This is a genomic window from Acidimicrobiales bacterium (genome assembly GCA_035531755.1).
Taxonomy (GTDB): Bacteria; Actinomycetota; Acidimicrobiia; order Acidimicrobiales; family UBA8190; genus DATKSK01.
On sequence record DATKSK010000024.1, the window covers coordinates 1 to 10,588 of the forward strand.

Here is a 10,588-nt window from a genome sequence, read left to right on the forward strand (position 1 = left end):
GGCATGCCGCCGAGGACCGCGCCGACCAGACTCTCGTCGGGCGCGTCGGCGATCGTTTTGCCGACGTGGCCGGAGTCGTACACGGCGGCGGCGGCCGGGCCCGACGTTCGGGAGAGGCGTTCACCGAGGGGCTGGCCAAGAGCCATACCAAGCGGTGACCCTCACCGATGCGGGTCCCCTCATCGCCATCATCGACGCGGACGAGCCCGACCACGACGCCTGCTTGGCGGCACTCGACGAGCTCGACCTTCCGCTCGTGACGACCTGGCCGGCGTTCACCGAGGCGATGTATCTGCTGGCGAGGGCCGGCGGCATCGTGGGCCAACGTGCCCTGTGGCGCCTGGTTCAGACCGGCAGGCTCATGGTCAGCGACCTGTCACCGTCGGCTGTCACCCGCAGCGCCCGTCTGATGGACCAGTACGCCGACACGCCCATGGACCTCGCCGATGCCACCCTGGTCGCCCTGGCCGAGGAGACGGACCAGCACAGGATCTTCGCGCTCGACTCGGACTTCCACGTGTATCGGATTCGCGGCCGCCAGCGCTTCGAGGTGGTTCCGGCACACTGAGCCAACCATGGGAGGCGTCCCGGAACAGGTCCTGAACGACCGACACCATGACGATTCTCGATCACTCCGCTTCCTCCGCGAGGGTCCCGATGGGCTTCCTCCGCGAGGGTCCCGATGGTCCCCTGTCCGTTCAGATCGCCCTCTTGATCCGCAGGTTGGGGGTTCGAATCCCGCGGAGCGCACGCACGGGCACGGGTCTGCGGGCCACCCGCCTGACGGCCCGAGGGCCGAGGAGCGGACGCGGGTGCTGACGGACCATCAGCCCGTCGCCGGCGAGGTGTACGCGCGGGTGCCGGGCCTGCGCCGGCGCGCCTACGACAGCGGGGACCACCTCGAAGCGACCACGGCCTTCCCCGACAAGCGCCCGCCCGTGTTCGAGGGCCGGTAGGCCGGCTGCGAGTGGACGTGGCCCCGACCAGATGGGAGCCTGCATCGTGACCACAGCGCCCATGGACGTCGGGGCCTTCCTGGAGGCCCGAGGCGATGCCATCCTGTCGACCGCGCAAGAGGCCGTGATGCGCCACCGGCTCGTCCATTACGAGGTCGCCGGCGCCGCCATCACCAGCGAGCGGCTCCGGGCGCTGCTCGACGTGCTGGTGCGGTGCTGTCACGACCACAGCGTGGAGCAGGCCCTGCAGTACGGCGAGTGGCTCGCCGTCGACCGCCACGCTTCGGGCCACAGCCTCGGCGAGGTGCAGACCGCCGTCAACGTGCTCGAAGAGGTCGTGTGGCAGTCGCTCACGAGCGACGCGCCGGCCGACGCGCTGGGCTACGCACTCGGTGTCGTGTCGACGGTCCTGGGGGCGGTCAAGGACCGCCTGGCGTGCACCTATGTGTCCCAGGTCTCGTCCAAGCCCCTGGGCACGCTCCGACTGGACTCGTTGTTCGCGGGCACCGAGGGAAGCCTCCCCACCTGATGCCCCGCTGCTCGGCCGTGTCGCGCCCTGGCGCCCACCGTGTCGCGGGCTGCTGAGCACCTGGGCCCGTGCGCTACGACATCGACCCTGAGCGATCGCAGGTCTGGATCAGCGCCCGCTCGAACGTCCACCCGATCCACTCCGAGACTCGGGGCATGACCGGGTTCGTCGACGTCGAGGTGTCCTGCGCAGGGCGGCTCGACATGCGGGTGCCGCCGCAGGCCAGGCTCGAGCTCCCGGTGGACCGGCTGTCGTCGGGGAACCCCCTGAACGACCGCGAGATGCGACGTCGGATCGATGCTCGACGGTTCCCCACCATCACCGGGGAACTGCTCTCCATGAAGGAGGCCGGGCGACCCGCCGCCTACCTCGCCGAGGGTGACATCACGTTCCGGGGGATGACGCAACGGTTCGCCGACGAATTGACAGTGGCGGTGGCGCCGGACGGCACCCTGGTGTTCGAGGGCGAACACGTCTTCGACATCAGGGACTTCGGCATGGACCCGCCCAGGGTCCTGGTGCTGAAGGTGTACCCCGACGTCACCGTGCGGGTGCGCGTCGTGGCCGAGGCCCGCTGATGCCCGCCCGCCACGGCCGACGGGCCGGGCCCCGGGCCCGGACGGCCTGAGGGAGGGCCCATGTGCCTCGGGATACCCGGCCAGGTGGTGGCGATCGTCGACGCCGGCCGACGGCTGGCCAAGGTCGACGTGGTGGGCGTCCGGCGCAACGTCGACGTCGGCCTTCTGGCTGACGGCGTGGCCCCAGGCGACTGGGTGCTCATCCACGTGGGGTTCGCCATGGCCCGGATCGACGAGGAGGAGGCGCGCCGGTCGCTCCAGGCGCTCGAGTCGATGGGGGCCGCCTACGCCGACGAGGTGCAGGCCGTCGTGGAGTCGAGGATCGCGTGAGCCCCGCCCCGGCACGAATGCGCTTCGTCGACGAGTACCGCGACCCGGCTGCGGCTCGCCTGTTGGCCGCTCGCATCACCGAGCTCGCCGGCGGCGACCATTTCAAATTCATGGAGGTGTGCGGGGGCCATACGCACACCATCTACCGGCACGGGATCGAACGGGTGCTTCCGGACTCCGTCGAGCTCGTGCACGGGCCGGGATGCCCGGTCTGCGTCATCCCCATGGGCCGCATCGACGACGCCATCGCCGTGGCCGAGGCGCCGGGGGTCATCTTCACCTCGTTCGGGGACATGATGCGCGTGCCGGGCTCGTCGGGGAACCTCCTGTCGGCGAAGGCGGGCGGGGCCGACGTCCGGGTCGTGTACTCGCCCCTCGACGCCCTGCGCGTCGCCGCGGAGAACCCCGACCGGGAGGTGGTGTTCTTCGCCGTCGGGTTCGAGACCACCGCGCCTTCCACGGCGGTGACGCTGCTGCGGGCCCGGGAGCAGGGCGCGACCAACTTCAGCGTCTTCTCCAACCACGTCACCATCGTGCCCCCGATCAAGGCCATCCTCGATTCCCCCGACCTCCGCCTCGACGGGTTCCTCGGGCCGGGCCACGTCTCGACCGTGGTGGGCCAGCGCCCTTACCGCTTCGTCCCCGAGGTCTACGGCAAGCCCCTGGTGACCGCCGGCTTCGAGCCGCTCGACATCCTGCAGGCCATCGCCATGCTGCTGACGCAGATCCGCCAGGGGCGGTGCTGCGTGGAGAACCAGTACACGCGTTGTGTCCACGAGGAAGGCAATCCGCGCGCCCTGGCGGTGCTGGCCGAGGTGTTCGAGCTGCGGCCGCACTTCGAGTGGCGCGGGCTCGGCTTCATCTCCCAGAGCGCGCTGAAGCTCAGACCGCAGTTCGCGGCGTGGGACGCCGAAGTGCGCTTCGCCGTGCCGGGCGTACGTGTCGCCGATCCCAAGGCGTGCCAGTGCGGCGAGGTCCTGAAGGGCGTGATCAAGCCGTGGGAGTGCAAGGTCTTCGGGACGGCCTGCACCCCGGAAACGCCCATCGGGACGTGCATGGTGTCCTCGGAGGGCGCCTGCGCGGCCTACTACAACTTCGGCCGACTGCATGGCGAGGTCGCCGCCGCCCTGGGCCGCTGAGCCCGGTCACGGATCCTCGTCGGCCGGTCGTCTCGTCGGGCCCCTGGCGTCCCTCGGGGACGCTACCGACCGGGGCGCGCCGTCCCTCGCAGAACCCTGGCGGCCGTGTACGAGTCACCGGGTGCGGAGGCCTTCGTGGGTACGGCGGGGTCCGCACGTCGACCGTGTGGCCACCCGTCCCCACGTGACGACCGGTCCTCGGCGGCGCGCGCCGTCCACACACCGGGAGTCGTCTCGCGCCAGCGAACCGGCGCCGCCGTCATCTCCACGACCGCTCGTGCATCGTCGAGGGACGGCCGGCTCTCGCTGGAGCGTGGCAGGTACAGTGCACAACTCCCGTCCTGCCGTTCCACGACGACGGCCATGACACCGGTTCGGCCCACGCCGTGGCACCGCTCACGGGTCAGGCCCGGGGTGCCGTCGTCAGCGCTCCCCGCGACGATCATCTGCGAGCCGTCGTCGACGTTCATGGCAACTGGGCGAGCGCGTCCCCACGCGGGCGCGCCCACCCGGTGAAGCGACGCGTGATCGAGTCCCTGCGATGTCGTTGCATGCGTAGCGCCCCTGGCATTCGCACTCCGAAGAGACAACTATGAAGCAGCACGCGGCGCTGTCCCATAGGTAACGCGACCCATTGCGCTCGGAGGACGACCCGGACCCGGACGACGCCTCCCCGAGGAGGCCCGGGCTCGACACAGGCCCGGACGGCGGGCACCTCCGCCCCAACACCACTGAAGGACACGAGTCCGTGGTCACGCACCGTGGCAGGAGTCAAAAAGGGACGGGCCCGTGCCGACACTGATCAGTGTGATGCCGTCCGACGTGGACAGCGAATCGGCGATCGTCACCCTGATCCGACCGACGTGAGGACACCATGACCGTTCGATCGCGTGCCGCCAAGAAGAGCCGCCGGGCCCATAAGGGCATGCCGACCCCGTCGGGGAGCACGGGTTCCCCGCGCGCGGACACCGGCAAGAGCCCCGTCGAGACCTGGGTGCTGGGTCTGCAGCTGCGAGCCCTGCATCTCGAGAACGCGCACGGCACCGGGTCGGAGGCCGGGCAGTACGCGTTCGGCGTCGCCGTCGCGTGTCGCCAGGCGATCGGAGCGCGTCACGTCATGGTGTCGGACCACCTGGCCGACGACCTCACCACTCCCGCGGCACGGTTCGGCTACGACGACGCCGCGGCATTGGTCGCGGCTGCCCTCGATCGGAGCGAGCCACCGACAGGCGAGTTCCACGAGCTGCTCCGGGGCCTGCATCCCGTCGACGGGATCCCCCGTGCGTGACCAGGCCCCGGTCGGACGGTGTGAGAGCCGGGCACGACCTCGATCGACGACCGGCACCACCCTCCTGGCCCGCTGAGGCGCGTCACGATCCGGCCAGGGCGGCGATGGCCGCCTGGCCGACGCTGATACCGCCGTCGTTGGGCGGCACGTCGCGGTGCAGGAGGACGCGCACCCCCCGCGCCGCCAGGGCGTCCTCGACGGCGGCGGTCAGGCGGACGTTCTGGAAGACGCCCCCGCTCAGGGCCACGGTGTCGATCCCCCGCGCCCCGGCGAGATCCGCGGCCGCGGCGGCCACGCCGGCGCCGAGGCCGCGGTGGAACCCGGCCGCCACCGTGGCGGCCGGCGTGCCCCGGGCCACCTCCTCGATGACCGCGGCCACCAGGGGCGCCGGGTCGAGCACGAGCACGCCACCCGACGTGGCGAGCCCGACCGGGTAGAGCGGGGCGTCCCCGGGGGCGACCGGGGCGGCGAGGGCCTCGAGCTCGACGGCGGCCTGGCCCTCGTAGGTGACGCGGAGGCGGATCCCGAGGACGGCGGCCACGGCGTCGAACAACCGCCCGGCGCTCGTCGTCTCCGGCGGGTCGCCGTGCTCGAGGACGGCGAGCACCTGGTCGGTGCGCCCGTCGAGCGCCGCCCCCACGGCCTGGGCGCGCTCCGCCCCCAGCGCGGCCCGCGCCCACGCCACCGCCATGCGCCACGGCTCGCGGATGGCCGCAATGCCCCCGGGCAGGCCCACGGGGGCCAGATGCCCGACGCGCTCGAAGGCGCGCAGGTCGGCCACCAGGAACTCCCCGCCCCACAACGAGCCGTCGCTGCCGAGCCCCAGCCCGTCGAAGGCCACGCCCAGCACCGTGCCGGTGTGCCCGTGCTCGACCAGGCACGACGCCACGTGGGCGTGGTGGTGCTGCACGGCCAGGGTGTCGCGCCCCGAGTCGAGTGCGTACTTGGTCGACAGGTACTCCGGGTGCAGGTCGTGCGCGACCACGTCGGGCTCGACGCCGGTGAGGTGGCAGAGGTGCTCGGCGGCCTGCAGGAAGGCGCGGTATGCGCCGAGATGCTCGAGGTCGCCGATGTGGTGGCTCGGCACCAGCATCGTGCCGGTGGCCACGGACACGGTGTTCTTCAGCTCGGCGCCCACCGCCAGCACCTGCCGGCGCGCCCTTCCGGGGAGCCGCATGGGCTCGGGGGCGTACCCCCGGGACCGGCGCAGGACCTGCAACCGGTCGCCCGTGCTGCGCACCACGGAGTCGTCGCAGCGGATGTGGATGGGGCGGTCGTGGAGCACCACGGCATCCACCAGGGGCCCCAGCCGGGCCAGGGCGTCCCCGTCGACGTGGGCGATCGGGTCGTCGGACAGGTTGCCGCTGGTCATCACGAGCGGCCGGCCGGCCCGGGCCAGGAGCAGGTGGTGCAGCGAGCTGTACGGCAGGAAGATTCCGAGCTCCGCCAGGCCCGGTGCCACCCCGTCGGCCACGGTCGCGTCGGCCCGGCGGGGGGCGAGCACGATGGGCCGGCGCGCCGACGCCAGGAGGGCGGCCGCGGCGGGGGTCAGGTGGCACAACCGGCGGGCGTGCTCGACGGAGGCGGCCATCACGGCGAAGGGCTTGTCGTCACGCGCCTTTCGGCGGCGCAGCTCGGCGACGGCGACGGGATCGGTGGCATCGGCGGCGAGGTGGTAGCCACCGATGCCCTTCAGAGCCAGGACGAGCCCCGAGGTGAGCGCCTCGACGGCCATGTCCAGGGCGCCGGGCCCCTCGGCACGCCATGCGCCGGTGGGGTCGACCAGCCGCAGCGTGGGCCCGCACGCCGGGCACGCGTTGGGCTGGGCGTGGAACCGGCGGTCGGCGGGGTCCTCGTACTCCGCCCGGCACCGCTCGCACATGGTGAACCCGGCCATGGTGGTGGCGGGCCGGTCGTAGGGGACGGCCGTGACGATGGTGTAGCGGGGCCCGCAGTCGGTGCAGCTGGTGAAGGGGTAGCCGTAGCGGCGGTCGGCGGGGTCGTCCACCTCGGCCAGGCACGCGTCGCAGGTGGCGGTGTCGACGCTCACCGGTACGGCCGGCACCCCGGCGCCGGTGCTCCCGATGATCCGGAACCCGCCCGGTGCCGCCTGCGTCGGGATGGTCGTGGCCTCCACCGTCTCGACCCGGGCGAGCGGGGGTGGCGACTCGCGCAGCACCCGGCACAGCTCGGCCAGGGCGGCCTCGGGCCCCTGCGCCTCGATCAACACGCCCTCGGTGTCGTTGCGCACGAACCCGGCCAGGCGCAGCGCCACCGCATGGCGGTATACGAAGGGCCGGAATCCCACGCCCTGCACGGTGCCGCGCACGCGCACACGGCGCCGCCTCGTCGTCAGGGCACCGGGCATCGCCGGCTCAGCAGATCCGGGGCAGCGGATCCCCGACGAGCATGTCGACGATGCGGGTCCCGCCGAACGTCGTGCGCAGCACGACGATGCCCGGTGGATCGTCCTGGATCTCACCGATGTCGGCGGCGTCGCGCCCCAGGGGGTGGGCGCGCAACGCCTGCAGGGCGGCGTCGGCCTCGTCGGGGGCCACGACGGCCACGAGCTTCCCCTCGTTGGCCACGTACAGCGGGTCGATGCCCAACAGGTCGCAGGCGCCCGTGACGCTGAGCTTCACGGGCAGGGCGGGCTCGTCCAGCACCACGGCCACGTCGGCGTCACGGGCGAGCTCGTTGCAGACGGTGCCCACACCCCCACGGGTGGGGTCCCGCATCCACCGGGTGGCGGGGGCGGCGTCGAGCAGCGCGGCCACCAGCCCGCCGAGTGCAGCGGTGTCCGACGACAGCTCGGCCTCGAGCTCGAGGTCACCGCGGGCGAGCATCACCGCCATGCCGTGGTCGCCGATCGTCCCGGACACGAGCACCCGGTCGCCGGGGCGGACGAGCTCGGCCAGCAGGCGGCGGCCGGCCGGCACCCATCCCACGCCCGCGGTGGTGATGTAGAGCCCGTCGGCCGCTCCCCGGTCGACGACCTTGGTGTCCCCGGTGACGATGACGACGCCGGCGGCGGCGGCAGCAGCAGCCATGTCGACCACCAGGGCGCGCAGCTCGTCCACCGGGAACCCTTCCTCGATGACGAAGGCGCAGGAGACCCAGGCCGGCACGGCACCCATCACCGCCAGGTCGTTGACGGTGCCGTGCACGGCCAGGTGGCCGATGGAGCCGCCGGGGAACCGCAGCGGCTGCACGACGAAGGAGTCGGTCGTGAAGGCGATGCGCCCACCGGTCGGCAGCTCGAGCACCGCCGCGTCGGTCAGGGGGGCACCACCGGGATCGCCGAACGCCTCCACGAACACGGCGTCGACGAGCGCGGCCGACGCCTTCCCTCCGGCACCGTGGGCGAGTGTCACGACCTCGTCGCGTAGCCGTGGCCGGCGGCGCCGGAAGTCCTCGATGCGTTCCAGGACGGCCGCTTCGCGCCCGGAGGCGCCACGCCCGTCCACCTCGTGCTCCGGCCCCGCCGGCACACCCGCACGACGCGTGCCGCCCGCCGGTGCCGCCCCCGGTGCGGTCGTGCCGCCAGGTCCGGACCGGGCAGGCGACGGGTGGTGGTCGTTCATGGCGCCGCCGGCGCGGTCCCGAGGTGGCGGCGCACCGCCGTCCACAGGGTGAGCGCCAGCGCGTCCTGTGTCTCCTGGATGCGGTGCACGCTCTCCGAGCGGGCGACGAAGAGATGGTCGACCGCACCGCACGTCGCCATGTCGCCCCCGTCGTAACCGGCCAACCCGACCGTCAGGATCCCGGCGCGCGCCGCCGTATCGAACATGCGGATGAGGTTGGCCGAGTTCCCGCTGGTGGAGAAGCCCACGACGATGTCGTCCGGGGTGCCGTAGGCCATGAGCTGGCGGGAAAAGACGAGCTCGAAGCCCACGTCGTTCCCGAGCGCCGTGAGGATGGCGCCGTCGGCCACGAACGACCGCGCCGGGAGGGGTCGCCCCGACGGGGGGCGGGCGAAGAGCGCGGCGAGCGAGGCGGCGTCGGTCGCGCTCCCGCCGTTGCCGGCGGTGAACAGTCTGCCGCCGCGCTCGAAGCGCTCCGCCATCGCGCCGGCGGCACGCTCCACCTCATCAACGCAGCGCGCCAGCGTCGCGGTCTGCAGCGCCCGGCTGTCGGCACGTTTGGCCGCCGCCGAGTCGGCCAGGTCGGTGACCAACGCGTCGACGTCGCACTCGTCGGCCTCGATGAACGGGTACAGGAAATCCGTGCCGTGCGGGCCGACCGTGCTCACCGTGGTGAGCCCTCCACCGTGGCCACGGCCGACCCGGCGTGCAGCAGCACGAGGGCACCGCGGGCGGGCACGTCGATGAGCGAGGCGTCGACGTCCTCCACGCCGGCGGCCGTCCGGACGCTCGCCCGGTGCCCAGGCAGGACCGCCAGCACTTCGCCGACGCGGCCCTCGTCCGAGCACGTGACGCACACCTCGCCACCACCGTCCTCGGGCGCCCCCGTCAGCAGCCCGGGGTGCTCGAAGCACACCTGGACCAGCTCCCACAGCAGGTGGTACGTGAGGACGACACCACCACCGAAGACCGCGGCCACCTCGTCGTCATCGTCGTCCGACCACAGCACGTGGTCCGCGGCTCCGGGCTCGGGGCGCGCCGGCCCGGCGCCGATCCATACGGTCAACAGCCCCCACACCCGGGCGTGCCGCATCAGGGTCACCACGGCCTCGTCGTCGGGAGCGGCGATCGCCACCACGATGTCGGGCCGCCTCGACTTCAGGCGCAGCGCGTCGACGACGTCGGGGTCGTCCACCGCCACGGCCGGCAAGGCCCGCTTCCCGACGATCACCGGGTGGACGAACTCCACCGCCACGTGACGGGCGTGCCATGGCCATGGCGGCGAGACACACCACATGGTGGCGCCGGCGACGAACCGCCGGGCGATCGCCAGGGAGGCCAACGCGGTGTCCCGGCCGAAGGCACCTGCGCCGTCGGGCCGGTGCGGGTCGCCGCCACTCGCGGGGACGGCACCGCCGCCACCCGCGGGGACGACACCACCGGGCCCCGGGGCTTCCGAGGCTCCGGCCACGTGCCCGGCCCGTCCGCCCACAGCGACGCCTCCTGCTCGGGGACTCTCCGCACCCGATGGTAGGGCACCGCCCCGGTGGCGGATCCCCGACACCCCCGCCGTCGAGCCGGGGGGGCCGATATGGAGGCCCCCCTCGCAGTGGAATGCCCTGGCCGGCCCGGTGGGAAAACCGCGTCCCTGTCCGGCGCTACGGTCCCCCGGTGGCCGGAGAGGAAAACCCGTCCTCCGCTGGTCCTTCCCTGTGCTCGGGACCAGGGACCGCACTATCAATACATTGTCACAACGCCGCCGGAATGGTCCCTGACAATTCCCTATCCCGGGATACCATTTCCGGCGATGAGGGCTCCTGGCCGTGTCGACCGGCCGTCATCGCTGACCGGTGCGCCCCGTTCGGGTGCCGGCGACGACGGACCGGACGCCGAACCGGACATGCTCGCGCCTCCGCAGGGCCCGGGCGGGGGGGTGGCGGCCGGTGCGCTCCGGTCGCCACACCCCGACGACGCCCCGCCGCCGGGACTTCCGGGGCGCGGCCGTCCCCCGGCGCCGGCACACCCCAGAGCGCGAGGGGCGAGCCCCGATCGGCCGGAGGCCGGCGTCCGGCGCCGGCACGGCGAGGGGTTCCGGGCCGTGCTCGACGGCTGGTCCGGGGAGGTCGGGGCGCTCGACGAGGTGCGCTTGCAGTCGGTGCGCGTGGGGGTGGCCTCGACGGTGGC

At 73.1% G+C, this 10,588-nt stretch carries 12 protein-coding genes; 8 read left to right on the top strand and 4 right to left on the bottom strand.

The genetic code is table 11. The annotated features are described in order from the left end of the window. Positions 1 to 154: 154 nt before the first annotated feature. The 7 genes from VMV22_05120 to VMV22_05150 all read left to right on the top strand — a co-directional run bounded on the left by VMV22_05120 (position 155) and on the right by VMV22_05150 (position 4,820). The gene (locus VMV22_05120; GenBank protein HUY21701.1) at positions 155 to 568 is read left to right on the top strand and encodes a hypothetical protein; all 414 of its coding nucleotides are present in this window, start codon (positions 155 to 157) and stop codon (positions 566 to 568) included. A gap of 244 nt (positions 569 to 812) precedes the next feature. After that, positions 813 to 956 (top strand): hypothetical protein, encoded by a 144-nt coding sequence (locus VMV22_05125; GenBank protein ID HUY21702.1) that lies wholly within the window; start codon positions 813 to 815, stop codon positions 954 to 956. 46 nt (positions 957 to 1,002) lie between these two features. Then, positions 1,003 to 1,485, top strand: a complete 483-nt coding sequence (locus tag VMV22_05130) for a hypothetical protein (protein ID HUY21703.1) — start codon at positions 1,003 to 1,005, stop codon at positions 1,483 to 1,485. Positions 1,486 to 1,553: 68 nt separating this feature from the next. Continuing rightward, positions 1,554 to 2,063, top strand: a complete 510-nt coding sequence (locus tag VMV22_05135) for a YceI family protein (GenBank protein HUY21704.1) — start codon at positions 1,554 to 1,556, stop codon at positions 2,061 to 2,063. Between the two features lie 60 nt (positions 2,064 to 2,123). Further along, positions 2,124 to 2,393: a HypC/HybG/HupF family hydrogenase formation chaperone gene (locus VMV22_05140; GenBank protein ID HUY21705.1), complete on the top strand. Its 270-nt coding sequence runs from the start codon at positions 2,124 to 2,126 to the stop codon at positions 2,391 to 2,393. Next, the gene (gene hypD / locus VMV22_05145; GenBank protein ID HUY21706.1) at positions 2,390 to 3,532 is read left to right on the top strand and encodes a hydrogenase formation protein HypD; all 1,143 of its coding nucleotides are present in this window, start codon (positions 2,390 to 2,392) and stop codon (positions 3,530 to 3,532) included. The genes VMV22_05140 and hypD overlap by 4 nt, the downstream gene beginning before the upstream one ends. A gap of 874 nt (positions 3,533 to 4,406) precedes the next feature. After that, positions 4,407 to 4,820 carry a hypothetical protein gene (locus VMV22_05150; GenBank protein ID HUY21707.1) on the top strand — a complete coding sequence of 138 codons (414 nt, stop codon included), beginning with the start codon at positions 4,407 to 4,409 and terminating at the stop codon, positions 4,818 to 4,820. An 82-nt stretch (positions 4,821 to 4,902) separates the two neighbouring features. Here the strand turns inward: VMV22_05150 and hypF are convergent, their stop codons facing one another. From hypF to VMV22_05170, 4 genes are all read right to left on the bottom strand, one after another. Then, positions 4,903 to 7,188 carry a carbamoyltransferase HypF gene (gene hypF / locus VMV22_05155; protein ID HUY21708.1) on the bottom strand — a complete coding sequence of 762 codons (2,286 nt, stop codon included), beginning with the start codon at positions 7,186 to 7,188 and terminating at the stop codon, positions 4,903 to 4,905. A gap of 7 nt (positions 7,189 to 7,195) precedes the next feature. Further along, the gene (gene hypE, locus VMV22_05160) at positions 7,196 to 8,311 is read right to left on the bottom strand and encodes a hydrogenase expression/formation protein HypE (GenBank protein ID HUY21709.1); all 1,116 of its coding nucleotides are present in this window, start codon (positions 8,309 to 8,311) and stop codon (positions 7,196 to 7,198) included. An 89-nt stretch (positions 8,312 to 8,400) separates the two neighbouring features. Further along, on the bottom strand, positions 8,401 to 9,072 hold the full coding sequence (locus VMV22_05165; protein ID HUY21710.1) for an SIS domain-containing protein: 672 nt from the start codon (positions 9,070 to 9,072) through the stop codon (positions 8,401 to 8,403). Continuing rightward, on the bottom strand, positions 9,069 to 9,875 hold the full coding sequence (locus tag VMV22_05170; protein HUY21711.1) for a hypothetical protein: 807 nt from the start codon (positions 9,873 to 9,875) through the stop codon (positions 9,069 to 9,071). Before VMV22_05170 ends, VMV22_05165 begins: the two co-directional genes overlap by 4 nt. 429 nt (positions 9,876 to 10,304) lie before the next feature. Here VMV22_05170 and VMV22_05175 point away from each other — a divergent pair. Continuing rightward, the coding region (locus tag VMV22_05175; protein HUY21712.1) for a hypothetical protein at positions 10,305 to 10,588 on the top strand (284 nt) is incomplete at its 3' end.

Bases quoted from the DNA above. Each gene is read 5' to 3' on its own strand.
- VMV22_05140 (HUY21705.1), top strand. From the start codon at position 2,124: ATGTGCCTCGGGATACCCGGCCAGGTGGTGGCGATCGTCGACGCCGGC.
- VMV22_05150 (HUY21707.1), top strand. From the start codon at position 4,407: ATGACCGTTCGATCGCGTGCCGCCAAGAAGAGCCGCCGGGCCCATAAG.
- hypF (HUY21708.1), bottom strand. From the start codon at position 7,188: ATGCCCGGTGCCCTGACGACGAGGCGGCGCCGTGTGCGCGTGCGCGGC.